The organism is Thioclava indica, from assembly GCF_000714545.1.
In the GTDB taxonomy this organism is placed as follows: domain Bacteria; phylum Pseudomonadota; class Alphaproteobacteria; order Rhodobacterales; family Rhodobacteraceae; genus Thioclava; species Thioclava indica.
This window is the reverse complement of the sequence record NZ_AUNB01000073.1, coordinates 32912-59236: the sequence shown is the minus strand read 5'-3', so window position 1 is coordinate 59236 and position 26325 is coordinate 32912. Positions and strand designations below refer to the sequence as shown.

General features: G+C 60.6%; 23 protein-coding genes. 12 read left to right on the top strand and 11 right to left on the bottom strand.

Annotation, left to right across the window (positions count from 1 at the left end; all coding sequences use genetic code 11):
• Positions 1-2: 2 nt before the first annotated feature.
• From DT23_RS16330 to DT23_RS16305, 6 genes are read left to right on the top strand one after another with little or no spacing between them, the layout of a single operon-like run.
• A complete protein-coding gene (locus DT23_RS16330) occupies positions 3-1742 on the top strand; it encodes a sensor histidine kinase (RefSeq protein WP_038132971.1) in 1740 nt (579 codons plus the stop codon).
• Between the two features lie 7 nt (positions 1743-1749).
• A complete protein-coding gene (locus tag DT23_RS16325) occupies positions 1750-2187 on the top strand; it encodes an HPr kinase/phosphorylase (protein ID WP_038132970.1) in 438 nt (145 codons plus the stop codon).
• Positions 2184-3104, top strand: coding sequence for an RNase adapter RapZ (gene rapZ / locus DT23_RS16320; RefSeq protein ID WP_240473647.1), 921 nt, complete (start codon positions 2184-2186; stop codon positions 3102-3104). The genes DT23_RS16325 and rapZ overlap by 4 nt, the downstream gene beginning before the upstream one ends.
• Positions 3101-3508 (top strand): PTS sugar transporter subunit IIA, encoded by a 408-nt coding sequence (locus DT23_RS16315; protein WP_038132967.1) that lies wholly within the window; start codon positions 3101-3103, stop codon positions 3506-3508. The genes rapZ and DT23_RS16315 overlap by 4 nt, the downstream gene beginning before the upstream one ends.
• Positions 3499-3771 carry an HPr family phosphocarrier protein gene (locus DT23_RS16310; RefSeq protein WP_038132966.1) on the top strand — a complete coding sequence of 91 codons (273 nt, stop codon included), beginning with the start codon at positions 3499-3501 and terminating at the stop codon, positions 3769-3771. The genes DT23_RS16315 and DT23_RS16310 overlap by 10 nt, the downstream gene beginning before the upstream one ends.
• 24 nt (positions 3772-3795) lie before the next feature.
• Positions 3796-4653, top strand: coding sequence for a lysophospholipid acyltransferase family protein (locus DT23_RS16305; protein WP_038132964.1), 858 nt, complete (start codon positions 3796-3798; stop codon positions 4651-4653).
• A 304-nt stretch (positions 4654-4957) separates the two neighbouring features.
• On the opposite strand, the gene DT23_RS16300 is transcribed toward DT23_RS16305, so the two are convergent.
• Positions 4958-5833 (bottom strand): 3-hydroxybutyryl-CoA dehydrogenase, encoded by an 876-nt coding sequence (locus tag DT23_RS16300; RefSeq protein ID WP_038133121.1) that lies wholly within the window; start codon positions 5831-5833, stop codon positions 4958-4960.
• A 155-nt stretch (positions 5834-5988) separates the two neighbouring features.
• Here DT23_RS16300 and DT23_RS16295 point away from each other — a divergent pair, with 155 nt between their 5' ends.
• Positions 5989-6810: a DUF6473 family protein gene (locus DT23_RS16295; RefSeq protein ID WP_038132961.1), complete on the top strand. Its 822-nt coding sequence runs from the start codon at positions 5989-5991 to the stop codon at positions 6808-6810.
• Between the two features lie 76 nt (positions 6811-6886).
• Here the strand turns inward: DT23_RS16295 and DT23_RS16290 are convergent, their stop codons facing one another.
• The 8 genes from DT23_RS16290 to DT23_RS16260 all read right to left on the bottom strand — a co-directional run bounded on the left by DT23_RS16290 (position 6887) and on the right by DT23_RS16260 (position 15729).
• Positions 6887-7813 carry an electron transfer flavoprotein subunit alpha/FixB family protein gene (locus DT23_RS16290; protein ID WP_038132960.1) on the bottom strand — a complete coding sequence of 309 codons (927 nt, stop codon included), beginning with the start codon at positions 7811-7813 and terminating at the stop codon, positions 6887-6889.
• A complete protein-coding gene (locus tag DT23_RS16285; protein WP_038132957.1) occupies positions 7813-8571 on the bottom strand; it encodes an electron transfer flavoprotein subunit beta/FixA family protein in 759 nt (252 codons plus the stop codon). The genes DT23_RS16290 and DT23_RS16285 overlap by 1 nt, the downstream gene beginning before the upstream one ends.
• Positions 8572-8817: 246 nt before the next feature.
• Positions 8818-8937, bottom strand: a complete 120-nt coding sequence (cydX, locus tag DT23_RS18750; protein WP_051697377.1) for a cytochrome bd-I oxidase subunit CydX — start codon at positions 8935-8937, stop codon at positions 8818-8820.
• A 14-nt stretch (positions 8938-8951) separates the two neighbouring features.
• Positions 8952-10112 carry a cytochrome d ubiquinol oxidase subunit II gene (gene cydB / locus DT23_RS16280; protein WP_038132955.1) on the bottom strand — a complete coding sequence of 387 codons (1161 nt, stop codon included), beginning with the start codon at positions 10110-10112 and terminating at the stop codon, positions 8952-8954.
• 4 nt (positions 10113-10116) lie between these two features.
• On the bottom strand, positions 10117-11721 hold the full coding sequence (locus DT23_RS16275) for a cytochrome ubiquinol oxidase subunit I (protein WP_038132954.1): 1605 nt from the start codon (positions 11719-11721) through the stop codon (positions 10117-10119).
• Positions 11722-11868: 147 nt separating this feature from the next.
• Positions 11869-13599: an amino acid ABC transporter ATP-binding/permease protein gene (locus tag DT23_RS16270; protein ID WP_051697376.1), complete on the bottom strand. Its 1731-nt coding sequence runs from the start codon at positions 13597-13599 to the stop codon at positions 11869-11871.
• Positions 13596-15278 carry a thiol reductant ABC exporter subunit CydD gene (cydD, locus tag DT23_RS16265; RefSeq protein WP_081847251.1) on the bottom strand — a complete coding sequence of 561 codons (1683 nt, stop codon included), beginning with the start codon at positions 15276-15278 and terminating at the stop codon, positions 13596-13598. Before cydD ends, DT23_RS16270 begins: the two co-directional genes overlap by 4 nt.
• Positions 15279-15447: 169 nt before the next feature.
• Positions 15448-15729 carry a YMGG-like glycine zipper-containing protein gene (locus DT23_RS16260; RefSeq protein ID WP_038133116.1) on the bottom strand — a complete coding sequence of 94 codons (282 nt, stop codon included), beginning with the start codon at positions 15727-15729 and terminating at the stop codon, positions 15448-15450.
• A gap of 173 nt (positions 15730-15902) precedes the next feature.
• Here DT23_RS16260 and DT23_RS18745 point away from each other — a divergent pair, with 173 nt between their 5' ends.
• Positions 15903-17516: an ArnT family glycosyltransferase gene (locus tag DT23_RS18745; protein ID WP_051697375.1), complete on the top strand. Its 1614-nt coding sequence runs from the start codon at positions 15903-15905 to the stop codon at positions 17514-17516.
• Positions 17517-17583: 67 nt separating this feature from the next.
• Here the strand turns inward: DT23_RS18745 and DT23_RS16250 are convergent, their stop codons facing one another.
• Positions 17584-18753 carry a S1C family serine protease gene (locus DT23_RS16250; RefSeq protein ID WP_038132952.1) on the bottom strand — a complete coding sequence of 390 codons (1170 nt, stop codon included), beginning with the start codon at positions 18751-18753 and terminating at the stop codon, positions 17584-17586.
• Positions 18754-18918: 165 nt separating this feature from the next.
• On the opposite strand from DT23_RS16250, the gene DT23_RS16245 reads away from it, so the two are divergent.
• Positions 18919-19593, top strand: a complete 675-nt coding sequence (locus DT23_RS16245; RefSeq protein ID WP_038132950.1) for a winged helix-turn-helix domain-containing protein — start codon at positions 18919-18921, stop codon at positions 19591-19593.
• Positions 19590-20960 (top strand): sensor histidine kinase, encoded by a 1371-nt coding sequence (locus tag DT23_RS16240; RefSeq protein ID WP_038132946.1) that lies wholly within the window; start codon positions 19590-19592, stop codon positions 20958-20960. Before DT23_RS16245 ends, DT23_RS16240 begins: the two co-directional genes overlap by 4 nt.
• 70 nt (positions 20961-21030) lie before the next feature.
• On the opposite strand, the gene ccrA is transcribed toward DT23_RS16240, so the two are convergent.
• Entirely contained in the window at positions 21031-22323 is a 1293-nt protein-coding gene (gene ccrA / locus DT23_RS16235) for a crotonyl-CoA carboxylase/reductase (protein WP_038132944.1), read from the bottom strand.
• 295 nt (positions 22324-22618) lie between these two features.
• Between ccrA and DT23_RS16230 the strand changes: the two genes are divergently transcribed.
• Both DT23_RS16230 and DT23_RS16225 read left to right on the top strand, forming a co-directional pair.
• A complete protein-coding gene (locus DT23_RS16230) occupies positions 22619-24592 on the top strand; it encodes a protein meaA (RefSeq protein WP_038133112.1) in 1974 nt (657 codons plus the stop codon).
• Positions 24593-24768: 176 nt separating this feature from the next.
• Complete coding sequence (locus DT23_RS16225; RefSeq protein WP_038132942.1) at positions 24769-26313, top strand: ATP-dependent DNA helicase; 1545 nt, start codon at positions 24769-24771, stop codon at positions 26311-26313.
• Positions 26314-26325 lie beyond the last annotated feature (12 nt).

Genomic DNA, 26325 nt, shown 5'->3' with positions numbered 1-26325 from the left:
GTATGAGCATCGCAGGGAGAATTGGGTTGGGACGCTCACGCAGCACCAAGGCGAACGCTTCGGGCGGGGATGTAATCCTTGGCGAGGACTGGATCGGCCCGGCAGGCGCCGTTGACGAGGATCTGCGTAAAGGGCGTGCGCGGCGCGGTTTTATCGCGCTGAACCGCTCGCCGTTGGCGCGCAAGATCATCACGTTCAATCTGCTTGCGATGATCGTTCTGGTCGTCGGCGTGCTGTATCTCAACCCGTTCCGCGATACGCTGGTGATGCAGCGCGAAAGCGGTCTCGTGAATGAGGCGCAGCTGGCCGCCGACGTGTTCGAGGCGCAGCTTCCCAAAGGCGCGCCGGTCAATCTGGCGGCGGGTGACGGGATTGATCCGGTCGCGACAATTGCAGGGATCGAACTGCCAGACGGGGCTGATCTGTACCTTTTTGATCCCGGCGAGGCGCTGATTGGCACAACGACCACGGGCGAACGTGCCCCTGTCGAGCATGTTGACGGCCTGCAAATGGACCGGCGCACAACGATTCTGACAGATTTTCTTAGCCGGATATGGGCGGGCATTTCGCGCGTGGTCTCGCGGCCCGGCAAAGATACCGGGGATTCCGCGCTTGATATGGTGCGCCAGATGCTGCCCGCCGCCTTAAGTGGTCGGACCCAGATTTCGTCGCAGAAAAACGCCGCTGGCGCGACGATTTTTGCCGTCGCAACCCCCATCCGGCAAGGCGACCGTGTGGTTGGCGTTGTGGGGCTGACGTCAATCGCGGGGCAAATCGACTCTCTTGTAAGTGTCGAGCGTGAGCAAGTGATCCAGATGTTCGTGATCGCAATCATCGTGTCGATCGGGCTTAGCCTTGTTCTGGCGTCTACCATTGCCAACCCGATCTCTGATCTTGCTGCCGCCGCCGAAATCGGGCGTGAGAAAAATGCGCGCAAGATGTCACCCGCACGCGTGCGCATTCCCGATCTGACCGGGCGCCCGGATGAGATCGGTCGGCTGTCTGGCGCGATGCGTGGCATGGTGGCCGCGCTTTACGACCGGATCGACGCTAACGAACAATTCGCTGCCGATGTCAGCCATGAAATCAAGAACCCGCTGGCAAGTTTGCGCTCTGCCGTGGCCTCTTTGCGGATGGTCAAAAAAGAAGAGCAGCGAACCAAACTGCTGGATGTGATTGACCATGATGTGCGCCGTCTGGACCGCTTGGTCAGCGATATTTCCAACGCGTCGCGCCTTGATAGTGAGCTGGTCAAAGAGGAAGAAGAGCAATTCGATCTGGTGAAAATGGTCAGCAACCTGGCGGAATATCTAGGCCAAGAGGCGCGCAAGAAAGGCGTCGATTTCATTATCGACCTGCCGACGCAACCGATCCAAATCTCCGGGCTTGAGGCGCGATTGGCGCAGGTTTTTGTCAACCTCATCACCAATGCGACCTCGTTCTGCGAAGATGGCGACGCGGTGCGGGTCTGGGCGCGGCGTCGCGATAATCGTGTGCTGGTCGTCGTTGAAGATACCGGCCCCGGCATCCCACAAGAGGCGCTGACCAAGGTGTTCAAGCGCTTTTACTCGGAGCGTCCGGTGGGCCAGTTCGGCGATCACTCGGGGCTGGGACTGGCGATTTCCAAGCAGATTGTCGAGGCGCATGGCGGTGTGATCTGGGCTGAGAACATTCGCCCCACCGATGCCGACCTGACGTCTGACCCTCTGGGGGCGCGTTTCGTCGTCGGCCTTCCGGTCTGATCGGGCGGTGGGTGAGACGCCGTCCATTTCCACCAACATCCACGCAAGCGTCGTTGCGTTGGGCTCGCAACGCGGCGCTCTGATCAAAGGGGCGTCGGGGTCGGGGAAATCATTGCTCGCCCTGCGCCTGATGGCCTATGGCGCGCAGCTTGTTGCAGATGATCGCGTTGACCTGTGTGTTGAGGCCGGGCAGTTGATCGCCACCGCACCACCCCAAATCACAGGCCGGATTGAGGCGCGTGAAGTGGGGCTGTTGCACGCCGAACCGCTACCGCGCGCGCGCATTATCTTGTGCGTCAACCTCGATGAGATTGAGACCCAACGTCTCCCGGAGCAACGAAAAGACAGGGTGCTTGGGGTCGAACTCCCTCTTGTGCTGCGCGTGCAACATGGCCATCTTGACGTAGCAATTCTTCAATGGCTGAAAGGCGGTCGATGGGCGTGACCCGATTAGATCCGGCAACGCAGCAGGCTGGCCAGCGCGTCGTGCTGGTAACCGGCCCGTCGGGGGCTGGGCGCACCACGGCAATCGGTGCGCTTGAGGATCTGGGCTATGAGCCGATTATCAACCTGCCGCTCAGTCTGATCCCGCGGCTTCTTTTGGGGCATATCGGGCCTCCTGTTGCTTTGGGCGTCGATGTGCGCGGGCGTGATTTCTCTGTGTCGGCGCTGATCGAGATGATTGACGCCCTGACGCGTGAACCCGATCTAAACCTTGAGCTGTTGTATCTCGATGCGCGCCCCGATGTGTTGGAGCGCCGCTATTCCGAGACCCGCCGTCGCCACCCTCTATCCCCTGACGAGCCGCCGGAATTTGGGATCGCGCAAGAGATCGATATTCTCGCCCCGATCAAGGTGCGCGCCGATGTCCTGATCGACAGCTCCGAAATGAGCCCGCATGACCTGCGCGCCGAGTTGGGTCGGTTTTTCGACACTGGCAAGATCGAGAAATTGGCCGTATCGGTGCATTCGTTCAGCTACAAGCGTGGCGTGCCGCGCGGGCTGGATCTGATGTTTGACTGCCGCTTTCTGGCGAACCCGCATTGGGAGGCCGCGCTACGCCCGCTTGATGGGCGTGATCCGGCGGTTGCCAGCTATGTAGAAGCTGACCCGCGTTACCAAGAATTCTACTCTAAGGTGATAGATCTATTGTTGTTTCTTCTTCCGACCTATGTTGCGGAAGGTAAGTCGCATCTCTCGGTCGGGTTCGGTTGCACGGGGGGGCAACATCGCTCCGTCGCGATGACACAAAGCGTTGCCAAAGCGCTTGCGGAAGCGGGTTGGCAAGTGTCTAAACGTCACAGAGAACTGGAACGCAAAGCGCCCCAAGGGGCTCATTCGAAGACAGGAGAGCGCGCGTGATCGGGATCGTGATCGTGGCACATGGGGGGCTTGCGCGAGAGTATCTCGCGGCGGTCGAGCATGTCGTGGGGCCGCAAAACGGTATCCGCGCGATCACCATCGAAGATGACCATGACCGTGCCAGAAAGCAGGCCGAAATCCGTACCGCCGCCGATGCTGTCGATTTGGGCGAAGGGGTTGTCGTCGTAACGGATATGTTTGGTGGATCGCCATCAAACCTTTCGTTAATGGCGTGCGAACAGAAGGGGCGCGAGATCATTTACGGCGCCAATCTTCCGCTTTTGATTAAGCTGGCGAAGTCGCGCAGTCTAAACGTGCACGCCGCGGTTGAGGCCGCATTGGACGCAGGGCGAAAGTACATAAACAGTTATAAATTCCGTGAGGCGCCTGCCAAATGTCCGTGACCCGAAGTCTTGAGATTGTGAATGAAAAGGGGCTGCATGCCCGCGCCTCGGCCCGTTTTGTTGAAGTAGTTGAGGCGCATGATGCCTCGGCGCTGGTGAACAAAGACGGTCAAAGCGTTTCGGGCGACTCGATCATGGGGCTTTTGATGTTGGCAGCCTCCCGTGGAACCAGTATTGAGGTCACGACACGCGGGGCCGAAGCCGATAAGCTCGCCAATGCGCTGCAAGCGCTGGTCGAGGATAAGTTCGGCGAAGGCATGTAACCCGCTCGGAACCGAGAGGTCCATATGGTGGATGAGCAGGTCGAAATCGCGACGGACGAAGTGCACCCCAAGATTTACGACAAGCGTCGGCTGTCCTATGCGGGAACGTTTAAAAACCCTTTCAAAGTCGGAACGATCCGTATTCTGGAATGGCTGACGGCAAAGGCTCATTTGCTGTATCTGATCCGCAAATTTGAAAAGCGTGGCGCCCCGACAGGACGTGATTTTTGGCCGCAAGCTCTTGCTATTATGGGTGTTGATGTCACGACGCCACCCGAACAAATCGCCAATATTCCCAAGGAAGGCCCGCTTGTCGTCGTCGCCAATCACCCCCACGGCTTGGTGGACGGAATGGTGCTGGCCTATCTGATCGGGCAGGTGCGCGATGACTATCTGATCCTGACGCGCTCGCTGCTGACGGGCATCCCGGAAATCGAGCAATACATGCTGCCCGTGCCCTTTCCGCATGAGGAAAATGCCCGCGAAGACAGCCTTAAGATGCGCGCGGCATGTATGGCGCAGCTAAAACGGGGCGGGGTTGTTGTGCTGTTCCCGGCTGGGCAGGTGGCGCATTCCGCGACGCTGTTTGGTCCGGTGATCGAGCAAGAGTGGAACCCGTTCACTGCGAAAATGCTTGCGCGCTCAGGCGCTTCGGTCTTGCCTATCCATTTTCCGGGTCACAACTCGCGCGCCTATCAGATCGCTAACAAGCTAAGTGCGACGGTGCGCCAAGGTCTATTGCTATATGAGATCAAACGCGCGCTATACAAGCCACAGCATCCTGCAATCGGCCCGGCGAAAACGGCAGACGAGATCTCGGAGGCGTTGAAAAACCCTCGCCAGTTCCTTGCCGATCTGCGTGAGGAAACGCTGAGGCTCTGATCCGTTCGGCGGAGGGGGCGCTGCCCCCGCGCTTATGCGCCCCCCGGGATATTTCTCAAGAGCGAAGCGCGAAACTGTTTCTTAACCCTAATCGGGCATTCTGCAATCGCGGAACAGGCGGGGACGCCGATGACCGTAAGAGCGAAGACGCCCGGCTGCCGCCTCTCTAATGGCGCGCGCCGGGCGTTGATCTATCGGCTCTTTCGCTCTTGGTAAATATCCCGGGGGGGAGCCCGGAACGGGCGAGGGGGCAGCGCCCCTCTTAGCCGCCCGATAACAAAGACGCTGCGCTTGGGTGCCAAGCTTAGCGAGTGGGTACCGGCGTGTCGCCGCGATAGTCGTAAAACCCGCGTCCGGTTTTACGCCCAAGCCAGCCGGCCTCGACATATTTCGTGAGCAGCGGACAGGGGCGGTATTTCGTATCGGCCAGCCCGTCATGCAGCACGTTCATGATTGCCAGACAGGTATCAAGCCCGATGAAATCGGCCAGTTCCAGGGGACCCATCGGATGGTTCGCGCCAAGTTTCAGCGACAGGTCGATCGAGCGGACATTGCCCACCCCTTCATACAACACATAGACCGCCTCATTAATCATCGGCATCAAGATGCGATTGACGATAAAGGCGGGAAAATCTTCGGCGGAGGCGGCAGTCTTCCCCAGCTTCTCGACGACGGCCAGCAGGGTGTCATAGGTTTCTTTATCCGTCGCGATGCCTCGGATCAGCTCTACTAGCTGCATCACGGGAACCGGATTCATAAAGTGGAATCCCATGAATTTTTCGGGCCGGTCGGTGCGCGATGCAAGCCGCGTGATCGAAATTGACGAGGTATTCGACGTCAAGATTGTCGTCGGCTTGAGATGGGGCAGCAGGTCTTCGAAGATCGCCTGTTTCACGGTTTCGCGCTCGGTCGCGGCCTCAATCACCAGATCAGTCGGACCCAGATCGGTCAGGGTCGTCGTGGTCTTGATCCGCGCCATTGCCGCATCGCGCTCTGCTTGGCTGATTTTCTCGCGCGAAACCTGACGATCCAGGTTCTTGCCAACCGTTGCGAGCGCCTTATCCAACGCTTCAGCACTGATATCGTTGAGCAGCACCTCATAGCCTGCCAATGCGAAAACATGGGCGATCCCGTTGCCCATCTGTCCTGCTCCCACGATGCCAACTGTTTCGATCGTCATATTCTGCCCTTTCACAAAGCCGCCTTGACCATACGCGGCCAGCGCCCCCGTGCAAGAGGTGCGGCGCGATAGATCGTATTTTCTCAATAACCGTTTTGAAAGCCTTTCACGCCAAAGTGAGTTCGGGTGAGTCGAATTTAACTGAGGTGGGAAAAATGGCTTTCGAATATTCGGGCGATGGCGCCCTTGACTACTTTCCGTGTCGCTACGGGAAATCCAAACTGCTGTTTCGCGGTCCGTGCCGGTCGCTTGCGGGCGAGTATATTGCCGCTTTGGGTGGCACGGAAACCTATGGGAAATTCGTGAGTGATCCTTGGCCCACGCTTCTTGAAGAGCGACTCGGGCTGCCGGTCGTGAATTTTGGCTATATGAATGCGGGGACGGATGTCTTCGTCAATGAGCCCCAGATTGTTGAGGCGTCGCGGTCTGCACGTCTGAACGTGGTGCAGTTGATGGGCGCGCAAAACATGTCGAACCGATTTTACGCGGTCCATCCGCGTCGCAATGATCGTTTTTTGCGCGCATCTAGCCTGATGCGGTCGATCTTTCGCGGCGTGGACTTCACCGAGTTCAACTTTACGCGCCACATGCTGATTGCTCTCAAGGCGCGCGCCCCCGACAAGTTCGAAGCGCTGATTGCCGAGTTGCGCATCGCGTGGGTGCAGCGTATGCGCGCGCTTCTGGACTGCCTTGAGGGAGACAAGGTGTTGCTATGGCTTGGGGATTATCGCGCACCCGGTCAGCAAGACCCTCTGGGCGCTGAGCCGCTATTGGTGACAGCGGCGATGGTTGATGCGTTGCGCCCATTCGCAACGAAAGTGGTGCGGGTTGAGCCCTCGGTCACAGCGCGCAGCGGGGGTACGTCCGGTATGCATTTCGCCTCGATGGAAGAACCTGCAGCGCAGATGCTACCCGGCCCGATGGTGCATGCCGAAATTGCCGAGGCGCTAGAGCCTGAGGTGCGTGGCTTGCTATGATCCATTAAAAAAGGGGCCGGGAAAACTCCCAGCCCCTTTTTACGATGTCGGTCGGGGCGCGGTGCCCCGTGTGTGCTTACAGCTTTTCGGTCAGCTCGGGCACGGCGTCGAATAGATCGGCGACAAGGCCGAAATCGGCGACTTGGAAGATCGGAGCTTCTTCATCCTTGTTGATCGCAACGATCACCTTGGAATCCTTCATGCCCGCAAGGTGCTGGATCGCGCCGGAAATGCCGACAGCGATATACAGATCAGGGGCCACGACTTTGCCAGTTTGCCCGACTTGCCAGTCATTGGGCGCAAAGCCGGAATCGACCGCTGCGCGCGAGGCACCAACCGCCGCGCCAAGCTTGTCCGCCAGTGCTGCGATGATCTTGAAATCGTCTTCCGAGCCAACGCCACGTCCACCCGAAACCACGGTTTTAGCCGAGGTCAGTTCGGGACGATCACTTTCAGCGACCTTATCTTCGACCCAGGAACTCAGCGCGGGATCGGCGGCCGCATTCACGGTCTCGACTGGCGCGGCACCGCCTTCACCAGCGGCATCGAAAGTCGAGGTGCGGAAGGTGATGACCTTCGTGGCGTCCTTCGATTTCACGGTCTGGATTGCGTTGCCGGCATAGATCGGGCGCTCAAACGTGCCGGCATCGACGACGCCCGAGACATCCGAAAGGATCATCACATCCAGCAGGGCCGCGACGCGCGGCATCACGTTTTTCGCGTCGGTCGTAGCCGGGGCCACGATATGCGAATAATCACCCGCAAGTCCGACGATCAGCGCGGCGGTCGGTTCCGCCAGACGGTGGCCCAGCGAAGGGTCTTCAGCGACCAGCACCTTCGCGACGCCGTCGATCTTTGCCGCGGCTTCACCCGCAGCCGCAGCCGAGGCACCCGCGCAAAGCACGGTCACATCGCCCAGCGATTTCGCAGCGCTCACAGCCTTGGCTGTCGCATCAACCGACAGCTCACCATTATTCACTTCACCCAGCAGTAGAACGGCCATCACACGACCCCCTTCTCTTTGAGTTTCGCCACAAGCGTATCGACATCGGGCACCATTTCGCCCGCCTGACGCGACTCGGGTTCCTTGGTCGAGACCACTTCAAGACGCGGCGTGACATCGACGCCGTAATCGGCAGCGGTTTTTTCCTCGAGCGGCTTTTTCTTGGCCTTCATGATATTGGGCAGCGAGGCATAACGCGGCTCGTTCAGGCGCAGGTCGGTCGTCACGATTGTGGGCAGTTTGACCTCAATCGTTTGCAGGCCGCCGTCAACCTCGCGGGTGACTTTCGCCGTCTCGCCTTCGACCACGACTTCGGAGGCAAAGGTCGCCTGACCCCAGCCCAGCAGCGCCGCCAGCATCTGGCCAGTGGCGTTCATGTCATTGTCGATCGCCTGCTTGCCAAGGATCACCATTTTGGGCGCCTCTTCCTCAACCACTTTGGCGAGGATCTTGGCGACAGCCAGCGGCTCGATGTCTTGATGCACATCATCGGCAGCCACGACAAGGATCGCGCGATCCGCGCCCATCGCCAGCGCCGTGCGCAGGGTTTCCTGCGCCTGTTTGACGCCGATCGAGACGACGACGATCTCTTCGACCGCGCCTTTTTCTTTCAGTCGGATTGCCTCTTCGACGGCAATCTCGTCAAACGGGTTCATCGACATTTTGACATTGGCTAGATCGACACCGCTGCCATCCGCTTTCACACGGGCTTTCACGTTATAGTCGATCACGCGCTTTACCGGCACCAGCACCTTCATCGGCGTGTCTCCCTAATCTGGGTCCGCCTGTTGCGGGCGGACAGGTTCGTTCGGTAATTTTGTTACAAGAGCACGCGCCCAAGGGACAGGGGTAAAACGTCACTTTTGGGCGCGGGACGTCACGTCTTGACGACTGTTTGCGCTATCGCGCCGGATCGCCTGCCGTTACGTCGCCTTATAAGGCAGAATCGTAAAGGCCGCCCCGGTTAGGAGCGGCCTTCGTTTTGTCACATGCGTGAGGCAAGATCAGTCGGTCTCGGTCTCACCTGCGATTTTGCGATCGTTCTGCATCTCGAGCCACATTGCATTGGCCACCGCGATCAGCGCGGCCAGTGGAAGCCCGAGGATCCATGCGAAATACCACATATCTTGGTCTCCTTTCAGTAGGAATGGCTGTCGCTTTCGATCTCTTCGACCGTCACTTTGCCCCACAGAACCTTATAAACCCAGGCAGTGTAGGCAAGAATGAGCGGCATGAAGATGAGCGTGACGACGAGCATGACGAACAGCGTTTGCTGCGAGGACGACGCGTCCCAGACAGTCAGCGACGCATCGGGTTGAATCGAGCTGGGCAGGATGAACGGGAACATCGTCAATCCGACCGATGAAATCACCCCGAAGATGCCAAGTTTCGACAACAGCAATGTCGAGCCTTCGCGGCCCGCACGCAGACCCAGCGTGGCCAGTGCGATACCCAGCAGGCCAAGGATCGGCGCAATTGCGATCCACGGGCGATCCGAATAGGCCGATAACCAGCTGCCACCGTGTTCAACGGTCGAGAACAGCGGGTTGGAGGGGCCATTATCGGGCACGACCGAAGTGATCGCATAGCCCTTGATGCCAAAAGCCAGCCAGACACCTGCGAGGATATAGGTGACAAAGGCCACTATCCCCGCCACTGACCCGATTGCCCGAGCGCGAAGTTGCACCGGACCTTCGGTTTTCAGCGTGAGCCATGCCGCGCCATGCATCATCAACATCGAAATCGAGACGACACCGGCGAGCAAAGCAAACGGGTTAAGTAGCGAGATGAACTTGATGAAGAAGTTGCCCGGATAGAGCGGCATCAACATATCGTTCAATTGGAAGGGCACACCTTGCAGCACGTTGCCCACGGCCACGCCGAAGATAAGGGCAGGCACCGCGCCACCGACGAACAGCGCCCAGTCCCAGCCGTTGCGCCAAGCGTGACCGTCACGCTTGGAGCGATATTTGAACGCCACGGGCCGCAGGATGAGCGCGGCAAGGATCGCGAACATCGCAAGGTAGAAGCCCGAGAAGCTGACCGCATAAAGTGGTGGCCAAGCGGCAAAGATCGCACCGCCGCCAAGGATGAACCACACTTGGTTGCCCTCCCAGACCGGGCCGACGGTATTGATCGCTACACGACGTTCCGTGTCGGTTTTCCCAACGAATGGGAGCAACGCGCCCACACCCAGGTCAAAGCCATCAGTCAGCGCGAAGCCGATCAACAACACACCCAGCAAGAGCCACCAGATCACGCGCAGCACATCAAGGCTGATTAATTCGGAAAGAATCATTTGCTTACTCCGCTGGCATGGTGACGGAGGAACTGCGACCCGACAGGCGGTCTTCATGCCGTTGCTGCCAGTCCTGCGTCAGTTCCACGTCTTGATAGGGGCCTTTTTTGATGAATTTGATCATCAAGCCCATTTCGATGATGAAGAGCACGGTGTAGAGCGCGACAAAGCCTGCCAATGTGATCAACAGATCGCCAACCGACAGGTGGCTCACCGACAGCGCCGTGGGCAGAACCCCATCCACCGTCCAAGGCTGACGCCCGAATTCGGCAGTAAACCAGCCCAATTCGGCGGCAATCCACGGGGTCGGGATGATCCAGACCGCCGCGTGCAATGCCCAACGCGGATAGCGCATGCCTCTCCAGTTCGAGATGAAGAAGAAATAGGCCATCACAGCGATGAACGAGAAGCCAAGCGCCACCATGATGCGGAACGACCAGAAGATCGGCCACACGGTCGGCACCGTATCATTCGCCGCCTGCTCGATCTGTTCCTGCGTTGCGGTGCGCGGGTCATCGACATAGCGCATCAGCAGGTAGGCATAGCCCAGATCGCCGACATTCTCTTCGAACTGCGCTTTGACCTCGGGGCTGACATCGCCTTTGGCTTCGCGGATTTTGAGCAGATCGTCATAGGCGATGATGCCCTTTTTAATCCGCTCTTCCGAGCCTTCGACCAACTGGTTGATACCCTCGATCTGACCCGTCAGCGAGCGCGTGCCGATCAGGCCCATCGCCCACGGAATATGCACCGCATACTTGGTTTCGCGCGCTTCCTGATCGGGGATGCCGAACAGCGTGAACGAGGCAGGTGCCGGTTCGGTGTCCCACATTGCTTCCATCGCAGCGAGCTTCATTTTCTGGTTATGCGTGGTCTCATAGCCCGACTCATCACCCAGAATGACAACCGACAGCGCCGAGGCCAAACCAAAGGCCGCGGCAACTGCGATTGAGCGGCGCGCCAGTTCGAAGTGGCGTCCCTTGAGCATATACCAAGCGGAAACGCCCATCACGAACACGGCCGCCGTCACATAGCCCGCAGAAACGGTATGCACGAATTTCGCCTGTGCGACGGGGTTGAACACAACGTCGAAGAACGAGGTCATTTCCATGCGCATCGTTAGCGGGTTGAACGCAGCTCCGACGGGGTTTTGCATCCAGCCGTTTGCGATCAAAATCCACAGCGCCGAAAAGTTCGACCCGATGGCGACCAGCCACGTCACGACCATGTGCTTGACCGGGCTCAGCTTGTCCCAACCAAAGAACATCAACCCGACAAAGGTTGCTTCCATAAAGAAGGCCATAAGCCCCTCAATGGCCAGCGGTGCCCCAAAGATGTCGCCCACATAGTGGCTGTAGTAGCTCCAGTTCATGCCGAACTGGAATTCCATCGTTATCCCGGTGGCCACGCCCAGCACGAAGTTGATGCCAAACAGTGTTGCCCAAAACTTCGTCATCTGCCGCCAGATGGGGCGGTTGGTCATTACATAGACCGTCTCCATGATCGCCACGATGATCGAAAGACCAAGCGTGAGCGGCACGAAGAGGAAGTGATACATGACGGTCATGGCAAATTGCAGCCGTGACAGGTCAACGATCCCGATATCCATTCTCGTTCTCCGTTCCCTACTTACATCTGAGCTCAAGCTTAACCACATGGAAATGTGATTCTAAGATGTATTTTGTGATCGCGGGTCTGCACCCGATGGACCGATAGTTCAAAGGGCGAGTTGTCGCACGAAACTGTGAAGGTGTCGTTACGAGCGATTATTAATAGTGTTTTTTGGGTTTTGAAGTCGATCGAGGCGATTCGTCGCAGCGTTGACTGAAATCAAGGCAACTTCGCGACTGGCAAAAGCCCGGTCCGGGCTGCGATGCGACACGACAATGATACCCGAGTCGGGCAGCAGTTGACGCAATCCTTGCAGTGTTGCGCGCGCCGTTTCAGGGTCGAGGCCCTCGGTCGGCTCATCGAGTAGCAACACATCGGGGCGGCGTAGCGCGGCGCGTGCCAGTGCCAAACGTTTGGCCTGACCGCCAGAAAGGCCCGCCCCGCCTTCGCCCAGTTGCGCCGCAAATCCGCCGCGCAACTCGATCACCTCGTCAAGCGCGACCGCTTGCAGGGCGGCGTGGGCTTCGGCCTCGGGCAGCTTGGCCCCCTGGGGCAACGCCAAGGCCAGATTGTCGCCCACCGTCCCGCCGATCAACTGGCTACGTTGGGCCACCATCGTCAGATGCTCGCGCAAATCGGTCTCGGGCCATTGCGCCATCGCGACTCCGCGCATCTCAAGCGTGCCTACGCTGGGTGCAAGTAGCCCCGCCAGCACCGCCAAAGCAGTCGATTTTCCAGCCCCTGACGGCCCCGTCAAAAACAGCGTCTCGCCACGATGCAGATCGAAATCGAGCCCCTCAAACACCGGAGCCTGCGCACCGGGGCGCATAAAGCTAAGACCCTTCGCGCACAGTAGCGGTGCATCGGAGACGGGAGCAGGCTGGGTCGTGGCATCAGGGCGCGCAGGCGTGTCGCTAAGGTCCAGAACACGCGCGCCCGCCTCTTGCATCCGCCCGATTTCGGCCATGCCCCGGCGCAACAGCATCAGCGATTCCGCCAATGCCAGCGCGACGAACAGACCGATTGCGGCCCGCGCAGGCGTGATTTGCCCCGCCGCCGCCATTTGGCCGCCGATGGCCAAGGCCGCCGCCCCTGCAAGGGCCGTGGTCGCGCTGATCACTGCGCCAACGCGGCGATCCAAGGCTTCAAGGTTGCGCTTGGCGATCGCTTCGGCGTCGATCTGCGCCGCAATCTGCGCACTTTGCGCGCGCAAGGCACCCGCCACCGCCAGATCGGCCCGCCCGCGCATCAATTCCAGCGCATGGGTGCGGATTGCTTGCAGCGCGGTTTCCGCCTTGCGGGCATCGGACCGCGCGGCACGCGCCACCCAGATCAGACCGCCTCCGCCGCCGATCAGGTAAATCACGAACACCGCCAAGCCAATCGGCAGCCCTTCCAGCCACCACAGCATCAACAGCGCCGAAACCTGCACCATACCACCCGCCAGAAACGGCAGCGCAAGGCGCAGCAGCAACCCGTCCAGCGCATCAACATCAGAAGTCATCCGGTTGAGCGCCTCAGCGCCGCGCAGTTTCGCCTGATCCTCATGCGGACGTCGCGAGACGCCATCCATCAGCGCCAGTCGCAGATCGGCCAAGGCGCGCAGGGTCGCATCGTGAGTCAGCACCCGCTCGCCATAGCGCGCAACCGCCCGCCCCAGTGCCAGCCCGCGCACGCCTGCCGAGGGTTGGAAGAAATCAAAGCCCAGACCAATTCCGGCGACCCCGGCAGCAGCGGCCGCCGTCACGAACCAGCCCGACAGTCCCAGCAGCGCCGCGCCCATTGCAAGCACCAGAAAGGACAGGGCAAGCCCGCGCGTGAAGGCCGTCTTTTGCTGCGCGATAAGGCGCTCGATCAGGATCAAAAGCACTTTCATGACGCAGCCTCCAACGCGATGGCGCGATCCAGCGCGCTGACCATGGCGGGGTCGTGGCTGGCGACGATCAAGGTCACGCCCTGCGCGCGCAGCCCGACCAGCCCGGCAATGACTTTGGTGGCGGTGTCCGGGTCCAGATCAGCGGTCGGTTCATCGGCCAGCAGCAAGGGGCGATGGGCGAAATGGGCGCGCGCGATCAGCAAACGGCGCGCCTCGCCACCGGAAACACCGCCGCCCATATCGCCAAGCCGCGTCTCTAGCCCTTCAGGCAGCGAGGCCACGATTTCGCCCGCCGCCGCCGCATCAAGGGCCGCGTCGATATCGCCCTCTTGGCCCAGCGTGATCAACTGGCGCAGGGTCATATCGGCAAAGCGCGGTGTTTGTGGAATCCAGCCCAAGGCGGCGCGCCAATCATCTGCGCTGGCATCGTCCAGTCGCGCCTCACCCAGCGTGATTTCGCCCGCCTCAGGCACGATCAGCCCGGCGAGTGTGGTCAATAGCGTGGTTTTGCCGGCCCCCGAAGCGCCAGTGATCGCCACCGCCTCGCCGGGTTCAATCGCACCGTCGGGCATCGGAATGGACGCGGCCCCCTTGGCGGGGCGGATTTGCAACCCGGACCAGCGCAGCGTGCCACTCGCCAAAGGCTGCCCTGCGCCACCTTGACCTAACATCTTGCTGGCTTTGGCGATCTCGGTCTCGGCCGTGTCCAATTCGCCCGCCACGGCCAATGCGGCAGCGCGGTCATGCCAAGCGGCGGCCAGATCGCGCAGCGGCTGAAAGAATTCGGGCGCGATCATCAGCAGGAAAATCCCGGTCGCCGGGGTCATCTGAATGCCCCAAGTGCCAAAATGCATCCAGCCAATCAGGGAAAATCCGACATAAACAGCAACCATCGCCACGCCAATCGCGGCGAACAGTTCCAGCACCGTCGAGGACAAAAACGCGACGCGCAGCACCGCCATCGTGCGGCTGCGCAGATCCTCGGTCTTGACCTCCAGATCGGCACGCGAGCGCGCCTCGGCCCCCAAAAGCCGCAGATCGGTAATCGCTGCGATCCGGTCGATCAGCAGCTTGTTAAGCGCGCCGATCTCGACCATTTGACGCTCTGAAGCATCCTGCGCGGCCATCCCGACCAACGCCATGAACAGCGGAATCAATGGCCCCGCGAGCAGAAATATCACCGCCGCGGCCCAGCTTTGGGTCATGACGATGAGGATAAAGGCAAGCGGGACGATCCGCGCGCGAATGAAAGTGGGTTGATAGCGCGTCGCCCAAGGGCCAAGGGCTGCCAGCTTTTCGGCCATCAGCGAAGCGGTCTGCGAGGGCGAAAGCGCCGCCGCCCCGGTGGCTTGGCGCACGGCATGCTCTATCAGCCGCTTGCGAGCCTCGGTCAGGATCGCCTCGGCGGCATCCGCGCTTAGTTTCAGCGCCATCCAGTCCAGCACGATGCGCACAAGCGCGAGGGCGATGAAACCAGTCGCCCCCATCAGCGGCGACAGCGGCGGCGAGACGCCCGGTGACACCAGATCGCCAAGCACAAGCCCGACAAGGGCGGCCTGCACTGGCCAGATCAGCGCCGCAAAAACCGACAGCCAGCCCGCAGCTTTCAGGCGGCGCGCCTGTGGGGCGGCCACGCGCGAAAGGATTTGCTTTGGCGTCTGTAGAGTCGTTTCCGTCATATCATGTCCTGCGCTTGCTTCGCCAGATAGCGGGCTGCAGGGGGCGGGGCAATGGCCCTGCGACAATCGGCGCAAGACCGTAAGGCAATAAAAAACCGCCCGGACACGAGGCCCGAGCGGTGTTTTCGAGGGTTACCAGTCTCGAAAACGATGACCTCTTGGAGGGGTATTAACAGGGGGCAATATATTCGCGCCCGTAGGCATCACGATAGCGGCACTGGCCGGGCTGGTTCGCTTGCCCGATGAGGGCTCCGGCAACGCCGCCAGCAGCGGCGCCAAGCGCTGCACCCTTGATGCGGTCGCCATCTTTGGACACAGCGGCCCCCAATACGGCACCGGCCACAGCGCCAGTTGCGGCAGACCGATTTTGCGAGTTGCCCTGATACCCCTGAGTCCCCTGGCAAGCCGCAAGGCCCGTCACGAGCGGTAGAACGAGAAGGATTTTCTGCATGCGAATACGTCTCCCAATATTTTGCGCGTCCCAGTATAACGCTTTTATGCGCTCATGGGTTCCCAAATATTTTACGCATGTTTCGGTTGCGCAAAGGGTCGCGGACTTGACAGGCGGAAAGATAGTTGCGTCAAGCATGCCTGACATGAATTGCCAGTAAGGAAGCTTTGCCAATGACCTCTAATCCCGTGCGTGTCACACTGGTCGGTGCGCTGGTGACATTTGCGCTGTTTGCGACGGTGCTGATGATGATGCGCCCGCTGATGGCGATTGACGAGACGCGCTATCTGACCGTTGCATGGGAGATGTGGCAGGGCGGCTCGAAATTCGTCCCCCATCTCAATGGCGAGATCTATTCGCACAAGCCGCCGCTGTTGTTCTGGCTGGTCAATCTGGCGTGGATGGCATTCGGGCAAAGCGAATGGGCGGCGCGATTGGTGGCCCCTGCTTTCGGGTTGCTGTCGGTCTATTTGGTGGCGCGTCTGGCGCGAGCGATGTGGCCGGATGCGCCCGAGCGTGGCGGTTTGGCGGCGCTGATACTTGCGACCTCGGGGCTGTTCTTACTCTATGGCTCGACCACGATGTTTGACACGATGCTTACCGCAGCGACGCTGATCGGGATGCTGTCGATCTGGTCGTTGCAGCGCGGATTGCGGCTTGGGCCGGTGATCGGGCTGGGCGTTGCGCTGGCGCTTGGGGTGCTGGCCAAGGGTCCGGTGATCTTGGTGCATGTGATGCCGGCGGCGCTGTTGATGCCGCTTTGGGCGGCGCGCGAGGAACGTGTGCGGATCGCGGGTTGGTATGGCCGCATCGCTTTGGCCTTCGCAATCGCACTGGCGCTGGTGCTGGTCTGGCTTGGGCCTGCGGTGATCCTTGGCGGGGCGGAGTATCGTGAGCAAATCCTGTGGAAGCAAAGCGCGGGTCGCATGGTGAAGAGCTTTGCGCATAGTCGCCCCGACTGGTTCTTTATCGCCTTGCTGCCGCTTTATTTGTGGCCGTGGGGCTGGAGCCGGGCCGGGCTCGCGTCGCTAAAACCCAGCCGCCTTTGGGCCGATCCCGGCGCGCGGATGGTGAGCATTTGGGCGGTTGCGGCGCTGATCGCCTTTTCGCTGATTTCGGGCAAGCAGGCGCATTATTTGCTGCCAGAAATGCCCGCGCTTGCGCTGTTGCTGTCGGGAATGGTGCCAACAGCCGAGCCGCGTCACCGCGCTTGGCGTCTGGCTTGGCTGCTGCCCGGTTTCGGTGTGGCGATTGCGGCGGCGGCGGTGCCCTTTGGCGCGTTTCCCGAGCTGCCCGACGGCACGGGGTCTTGGATGTTCTGGATCATCGGCGTGGCGGTTCTTGCGCTGGCGGCGCTGATCTTGCTGCGCGCGCATGCCGGTTGGCGTGCCGAGGCTTGGGCCGCGCCGCTTGCTCTGGTGGCGATACAGGCGATGGTCTGGCCGATCCTCTGGCCGATTTACGATCCGGCACCACTGGGCGCGCTATTGGCGGCGCATTCACAGCATGGCGTGGCCACGACAGATACGGGCTATGCGGGGCAGTTCTCCTATGCCGGGCGGTTGCAGAAACCGGTGCAAGTGCTGGGCAATAGCGCCGATCTGGGGCGCTGGATGGCGGCGCATCCGGGCGGTATCGTGCTGGCCCCTAAAAAGATTGCCGATGTCACGGGGCTGGGCCAGATCGCCGAGCGTCATTTCCGCCAACGCGACTGGCGGATCTATCAGGTTGCCTTGCCTGCCGACCCCGCACCAGCCGATGTGCCAGCGCCCGACGCAGCACAATAGATCGCGCATAAAAATCACGCCCGACGCGCAAGGCCTCGGGCGTGATACTGCTTTCGACAGGTTCCGATTATCCTGCAGACTTATCGGTGGGCCGCTCTTCCAGCTTGACGGAGACGGTGAGCGGTTTGTTCGCGCGCAGCAACGAGAGTTGCACCGTGCTGCCCGGATTATCCGAGCCAATCGCACGCGTCAGATCGCGCGGGGTTTTCATCGGCTTGCCATCGACCGCCACGACAATATCGCCACGTTTCAGGCCCGCTTTTTTGGCGGGGGTGTCGTCGCTGACATCGGCCACCAGCACGCCTTCGGGCTTGTCCAGACCCAACGCTGCGGCGATATCGTCGCTAACCGGCTGGATCGCGACACCCAAGAAGCCGCGTTTGACCGAGCCGTCGTCTTGCAGGTCAGCCACCACGCTTTTGATCGTATCCGAGGGCACCGAGAACCCGATCCCGACCGAGCCACCCGTGGGCGACAGGATCGCGGTGTTCATGCCGATCACCTCGCCATTATCGTCAAATAGCGGCCCGCCCGAGTTGCCTTTGTTGATCGCGGCATCGGTCTGGATGTAGTTGTCAAACGGACCCGATTGCAGATCGCGCCCGAGCGCCGACACGATCCCGGTCGACACCGAGGTGCCAAGCCCGAACGGGTTGCCAATCGCGACCACCGGCTCACCGACTTCGGCCTTGTCGGAATCGCCAAAGCCAACGGTTGTCAGGTCTTTCTTGGTATCAACCTTGATCAGCGCAATATCGGTGGCCTTGTCTGCGCCGATAACTTTTGCATCTGCCGTCGAGCCGTCCGAGAACGTCACTTTCACAGTATCTGCACCATCAACAACATGGGCATTGGTGACGATGTAGCCGTTTTTCTCGATGATAAATCCCGTGCCAAGCCCGGTGATTTCGGGGCGTTGCGCTTGCTGACCCTGACCTTGGCCCTGACCGTTCTGATCGCCGGGCATCGGCATACCGAAACGGCGTGAGAAGAATTCGTAGGGGAAGCCTTCGGGCAGGCCCATCTGGGCCATTTCCTGATCATCCGCCTTTTTCTTGATCTCGATCGTTACCACGGCGGGCATGACTTTTTTGACCAGATCAACGGTGTTGGTGAAGGTCTCGGCAGCCGCCACATTGGGCATCAGCACCAGACCGCTCGTCGCAACCGAACCTGCTCCGATCATTGCCGTTGCAGCCAACGTGCGTAGCAGACGGGCTTTGCGAATGTCCTGCATCTTTCTCTCCTTATGTCAGGGATGCCTTTTTCTAACGCGCAAGCCTGTCGGGAACTCTGCAAGAAGATTGCAGCGGTGTAATCCTGTTCACCTTTGGGAGAGTAGGGCGTGACTTGAGGTCCGGCAGCCGCCATTTAGAGCGCAGATGACAGGGAAGTCCCTTAGATGAAGTTACTGCTGATCGAAGATGATGTGACCACGGCCGATTATGTCGCCCAGGGTTTGCGCGAAGAGAGCCATCTGGTCGATGCGCTTGCCAATGGCCGCGACGGGCTGTCTCAGGCGCTGGGCGGCGAGTATGACGTGATCATCGTGGACCGGATGCTGCCCGAGCTGGACGGGTTGTCAATCGTGCGGGCCGTGCGCGCGGCCAAGATCGCCACGCCGATCATCTTTCTGACTGCGATTGGCGGGGTGGATGACCGGATCGAGGGGCTGAATGCGGGCGCGGATGATTATCTTGTCAAACCCTTCGCCTTTGGCGAGTTGTCGGCACGTCTGATGGCCCTCGCGCGCCGTCCGCAGACTCAGGCCGAGCAGGTGGTGCTGGAGGCGGGTGACTTGCGGATGGATCTGATCGCGCGCCGTGTCACGCGAGGGGGGCAGGACATTGACCTGCTGCCGCGCGAGTTCGGGCTGCTGGAGTTTTTGCTGCGTCGCAAGGGGCGGGTGCAGACGCGCACGATGCTTCTGGAAGGGGTGTGGGATTTGAACTTTGATCCGCAAACCAATGTTGTCGAGACCCATATTTCGCGGCTTCGTAACAAGGTGGATAAACCCTTTGATCGCGATCTGATCCACACCGTGCGCGGCGCTGGCTACCGGATCGAGGGCGGATGACGGGGCGGTTGAATCGCGCGGGCATCCTAGCCTCGACGCCGCTGCGTCAGGCGCTGGGCTTGATGGCGCTTGTCTTTGCGATCCTGCTGGTGACTCTGGGGTTTGCCTATGTCGCGCTGCGCTCCTCGACCGAAGATACGATCCGCGCTGATCTAAAGCAGCAAACGGCGGTGTTTCAGGTCGCTGCCAACCCCGAGACGTTGTCGATCATCGTGTCTGCCGAGGCACATGCCTCTGATCCTGCTGAACGTGCAATTGCCTTTGTGCTGCCTGATGGGCGTCAGGTCGGCAATGTGCGGGTCACTCAACGAGATGATCAGTGGGTCGTATCGCGCCATCCCGAATACGCGCCGCTGTCCAAACACGGCTATTACACGCTGAAAATGCCGCTGGCGGGCGGGCTGCTGCTGATCGGAGAAAGCCGCGCGCCGATTGCCGAACTGACCTCGACGTTTCTGGCGATCCTGATCTTTTCCTTTGTGCCCTCGGTGTTGGTTTCGGCGGCTTATGGCGCTTGGGCCGGGATGCGCGCGCGCCGTCGGGTCAGCGCGATTGAGACTACGCTGGACGATCTGACCGAGGGGCATTTGGCCGCGCGCGTGCCGGAAACGACGATCAAATCGGCACGCGGGGACGATCTGGCGCGCATCGGCTCGCGGTTGAATCGGATGGCAGAAACGCAGGAATCCACGGTAGAGGCGTTGCGGCAGGTGTCCGCGGATATTGCGCATGACCTCAAAACCCCGATGCAGCGCGTATCGGTGCTGCTGGCGCAATTGCGCACGGCTTTGCCCGAAGATGGCGAGGCGCATCAAATCGCGGTTCGCGCTGGCGACGAAACCGAGCGCGCCGTGGCGGTGTTTCATTCGTTGCTGCAAATCGCGCAGATCGAAGGCGGGAGCCCGAAAGCGCGGTTCAAGGCGCTTGATCTGGGGGCGTTGGCAAGCGATATCACCGAACTCTATGCCGCAAGCGCCGAAGAGGCAGGCGGGCAATTGCTGCTACGTGACCGCGCACAGGGCCAAGCGCGTGTGCTTGGGGATCGCGGGCTGTTGGGACAGCTCCTGTCGAACCTGATCGAAAACGCGATCCGTCATGCTGGCCCCACGCCCCAGATCAGCGTCGAAATTGCGCGCCAACCCGAGTTGGTTGTGCTGCGTGTGCGCGATCATGGCCCCGGCATCCCCGAGGCCGAGCGCACGCAGGTCTTGCGCAGGCTGTATCGGTTGGAGCGCTCGCGCACGACGCCCGGCAATGGTTTGGGGCTGGCCTTGGTTCACGCGGTGGCGGGATTGCACGAGGCCGAGCTGTCGCTGGCCGACAATCACCCCGGCTTGATTGTGGAACTGCGCTTTCGCCCCGCATAAGCCCATCAGTGCGCATGAAAAAACCCGCGCCGGTCGTGGCGCGGGTTGTCGTTTTCTCAAACGGATTGGCTTAGCCCTTGGGGCCAGCTTCCAGCGCGTCCTCAAAGGTGCGCAGACCCGTTTTGGGCGCTTGCACCAGCACGGCCATATTGCCCGGTTTGTGCTCGTTGCGCAGCATTTTTGTGTGCGCCTGCGGGATTTGATCCCACGGGAAGACCTCGGACATGCAGGGGTCGATGCGACGCTCCATCATCATCCGGTTGGCCGAGGCCGCCTGTTTGAGATGCGCAAAGTGGCTGCCTTGCAGACGCTTCTGGTGCATCCACATGTAGCGCACGTCGAAGGTGCAGTTGAACCCCGAGGTGCCGGCGCAAATCACGACCATGCCGCCCTTTTTCACCACGAGTGAGCTGACCGGGAAGGTCGCCTCGCCGGGATGTTCGAACACCATATCGACGCTCACGCCCTTGCCGGTGATCTCCCAGATCGCCTTGCCGAACTTGCGCGCCTCTTTGAGCCAGGCGTTATATTCGGGCGTGTTGACCGTGGGCAGTTGTCCCCAGCAGTTGAAATCCTTGCGGTTGATCACGCCCTTTGCGCCCAGCGAGAGCACGAACTCGCGCTTGTCCTCGTCTGAAATCACACCGATCGCATTCGCGCCCGCCGCATTGATCAACTGGATCGCAAAGCTGCCCAAGCCCCCCGATGCGCCCCAGACCAGCACGTTCTGGCCGGGCTTGAGGTCATGGGGTTCGTGGCCGAACAGCATCCGATAGGCGGTGGCCAGCGTCAGCGTGTAACAGGCGCTTTCTTCCCAAGTCAGGTGCTTGGGGCGGGGCAGCAATTGCTGCGCTTGCACGCGGGTGAATTGGGCAAAGCTGCCGTCATGGGTCTCATAGCCCCAAATCCGCTGGCTGGGCGAGAACATCGGGTCGCCGCCGTTGCACTCCTCATCATCGCCGTCATCTTGGTTGCAGTGAATCACCACCTCGTCGCCGACTTTCCAGCGGGTGACCTTGTCGCCGACCTTCCACACGATCCCCGACGCATCCGAGCCCGCGATGTGATAGGGCTGCTTGTGCCCGTCAAAGGGCGAGATCGGCACGCCAAGACCGGCCCAAACGCCATTGTAGTTCACGCCAGCCGCCATCACGAGCACCAGCACCTCGTGGCTGTCGATCTCCCATGTGTCGACAACCTCAACCTGGAAAGACTGCTCTGGTTCGCCGTGACGCTCGCGACGGATCGCCCAAGCATACATTTTCGCCGGAACATAGCCGAGCGGCGGCATTTCACCGATCTCGTACAGGTCCTTTTCGGGGGCGTCATAGGGTGCAATCCCGGTATCTTGATCAAGGGCCATTGGCGTCTCCTGTCTATTCTTGCCGCACCGCAGAATCGCGCGGGGTTCGATCTGAGGGATACGCAGGGCCGCGCAACTTTGCAATCCCTGACGTTAGGTTTTTGTAATTTTATGTCTCTCGCGTTTTCGATCCCTCGTGCGCGCGTTCCATTTATAAGGCGAAACGCATCTCCTTGGCGTCAATGCGCCTTGCGCCGCAGCGCGGCGAATTGACAGGGTCACAAACTTCAATCTATGACGGGTCAACGCGCAACAATATTGCGCAGCTTAGATTCGCCAGTTGATGGAGGCCGCCATGACCCAAGACGCCAAACCCGCCAAGGACAAGCCGTGGCTGTTTCGCACCTATGCAGGCCACTCGACCGCCAAAAAGTCGAACGAGCTGTATCGTTCCAACCTGTCCAAGGGGCAGACCGGGCTGTCGGTGGCCTTCGATCTGCCGACCCAGACCGGCTATGACAGCGACCATATCCTCAGCAAGGGCGAAGTCGGCAAGGTCGGCGTGCCGGTCTGCCATTTGGGCGATATGCGCGCGCTGTTTGACGATATCCCGCTTGAAAAGATGAACACCTCGATGACGATCAACGCGACTGCGCCGTGGTTGCTGTCGCTCTATATCGCCGTGGCCGAGGAACAGGGCGCCGATGTCAGCGCGCTGCAAGGCACTGTGCAAAACGATCTGGTCAAGGAATACCTGTCACGCGGCACCTATATCTGCCCGCCCAAGCCCAGCCTTACGATGATCACGGATGTCGCCGCCTACACGCGTGAGCATCTGCCGAAATGGAACCCGATGAACGTGTGTTCCTATCACCTGCAAGAGGCGGGCGCTACGCCCGAACAAGAGCTGGCCTTTGCGCTGGCTACGGCGATTGCGGTGCTGGATGATCTCAAGACCAAAGTGCCGCCCGAGGCGTTTCCCGCGATGGTCGGGCGGATCTCTTTCTTCGTGAATGCGGGCATTCGTTTCGTCACCGAGATGTGCAAAATGCGCGCCTTTACCGAGCTGTGGGATGAAATCACGCGCGACCGCTACGGCATCGAGGACGCCAAGTTCCGCCGGTTCCGCTATGGTGTGCAGGTGAACTCGCTGGGCCTGACCGAGCAGCAGCCGGAAAATAACGTCTACCGCATCCTGATCGAGATGCTGGCCGTGACGCTCAGCAAAAACGCGCGCGCCCGCGCCGTGCAACTGCCCGCTTGGAACGAGGCGCTGGGCCTGCCGCGCCCTTGGGATCAGCAATGGTCGCTGCGCATGCAGCAAATCATGGCCTATGAAACCGATCTGCTGGAATTCGGTGATCTGTTTGAGGGTAACCCGGCGGTTACCGCCAAGGTCGAGGCGCTTAAAGATGGCGCGCGCGCCGAGTTGGAGACGCTGGATTCCATGGGCGGCGCGATTGCTGCGATTGACTACATGAAGGGACGTCTGGTTGACAGCAACGCCGCCCGGATCAACCGCATCGAAGCCGAGGAAACCATCGTTGTCGGCGTGAACCGCTGGCAACAGGGCGAGCCCTCGCCGCTGACGGCCGGAGACGGCGGGATCATGGTGGTCGACCCCGCGACGGAGCAGGACCAGATCGGCCGTCTGAACGCCTGGCGCGCCGAGCGCGACGAGGGCGCGGTGCAACTCGCGCTGGGCGCGCTGCGCGATGCGGCGAAGGCGGGTGAAAACATCATGCCCGCATCAATCGCTGCGGCCAAGGTTGGCGCGACCACGGGCGAATGGGCAGGCATCATGCGTAAGGTTCACGGCGAATATCGCGGCCCGACGGGCGTGTCGCGCAGCCCCTCAAACCAGACCGAAGGACTTGATGAGATCCGCGAGGCCGTGGATGCGGTCAGCACGCAACTGGGCCGCCGCCTCAAGTTTCTCGTCGGCAAGCCCGGCCTTGACGGGCATTCTAACGGCGCCGAGCAAATCGCCTTCCGTGCGCGTGATTGCGGCATGGACATCACCTATGACGGCATCCGCCTGACGCCCGAGCAGATTGTCGCCAAGGCAATCGAGGATCAGGCGCATGTGGTCGGCCTGTCGATCCTGTCGGGCAGTCACATACCGCTAATCGAAGAACTGATGGAGCGGATGCGCGCTGCCGGGCTGGATCATGTGCCCGTCGTGGTCGGCGGGATTATCCCGGATGAAGACGCTGCCCGGCTGCGCGGATTTGGCGTCGCACGTGTTTACACGCCCAAAGATTTCGAACTTAACCGGATCATGATGGATATCGTGGCGCTCGCCACACCGAGCGAGGCCGCAGCCTGACATCGCCGGGGGGTTCACACCCCCGGACCCCCGTGGGATATTTCGATCAAGAGGAAGGAGTTTCGGCTTCCTCTTGACATAAATATCCCCGCCGGAGGCCCCACCATCTGCCATCACCTACGATGATCAGAGTTTTCGCCCTTCCGCCCGCCACGGGGCGCAGATAAAGTCGCGCCATGACCTCCTCTGCGATCCAGTTTTCCGACGATCAGGCCGAAGCCTGGGATGCCGTTGCCGAGGCGTTGCAGGCCGCCGGTGTTGATATTCTTGAGGGCCATTTGCAGCCCGAAGGGGGCGGCAATCGCGTGCTGTCGGTGATCGGCAAGGCGGGCTCGGGCAAGACGTTGTTGTTGGCCGAGATGTATAAGGCGCTTGAAGCGGCGGGCGTTGATCTGGTGTCGGGCGATTTCGAGGGTAAGAAGCGGCGTGAGCGACGCACATTGGCGATTTTGGCCCCGACAAACAAGGCGGCCAGCGTTTTGCGCACGCGCGGGGTGCCTGCGACCACGATCCACCGCATTCTCTACACCCCGGTGTACGATCCGGAATATGAGCGCATCGCGGAATGGTTGACCGGGCAAGGGACGCGCCCCGATATCACGCAATTGCAGATTCCCGGCCTGACCGAAGCAGCGCTGGATCGCGCCAAGGCGTTTTACGATGTGCAAAAATCGATCCCCGGCGCGCTGGCGGCGGCGGGGTTGCGCGGGTCGGATTTCATCAATGGCTGGAAGCGGCGCGATGATCCGCTTGATATCGGCTTTGTCGATGAGGCCTCGATGCTGGATGAGCGCCAGCTTGATGATCTCAAAGAGATTTTCCCGACTCTGGTGTTATTTGGAGATCCTGCGCAACTGTCTCCGGTGAACCAATCGGGGCAGATGGTGTTTGAACGCTTGCCCGATGAACAAAAGCATGTGCTGCACCGCATTCACCGTCAGGCTGAGGACAACCCGATCCTCGATCTGGCGCATATGCTGGGCGATGAAACCGTGACGTTTGAGGCCTTCGAGCGCGCAATCGAAGAGGCTGCCGCCAAGGATGATCGCGTGGTTTGGGCCGAGCGGGTGGAGAGCGATCTCATGGCGCGCTCTCCGGTGCTGGTCTGGCGCAATGCGACGCGGATCCGGCTGATCCATGCCTTTCGCGCCGCCCATTCTGCGCCTGCGGATATGTTGCTGCCCGGCGAGCCATTGGTGTGCGACGGCATCGAACTGCCGGTGAAGCATCGCAAGAAGCGCATCGATCTAGAGGCGCGCGGGCTGATCAAGGGGGCGCAGGTGGTCTATCTTGGACCGGGCAACAAACCCGGTTTCTCTCGGCTGCATGTGATGGGGGCTGAAGAGCCGCGCTTGTCGGCGGCCTCGATCATCAAGATCGAACTGCCCGATCTGGAAGAGCCCTTCATTCCCTATGCCGCGCGGATGGGGGCGGCGTTTTTGCATGGTGCGGCGGTGACAATTCACAAGGCGCAGGGCAGTCAGTGGGAGGACGTGCAGGTTTTCGCCCCCGATATCTACGCCGCTTATCGCGCCGGTCGTGTCGAAGCTGGTATTCCGCTGTGGAAGCGGCTCGCCTATGTCGCGATCACGCGGGCGCAGAACCGGTTGCTGTGGGTTGTGCGCCCACGGCTCGCGCGGCCCTCGGCGCCGCTGTCGATTGAGGATTTGCCCAAGGGCGGGGCGGCGCTGAAACTGGAAGCGCAAACGCAGGACGGCTAGCCTTGAATGCCT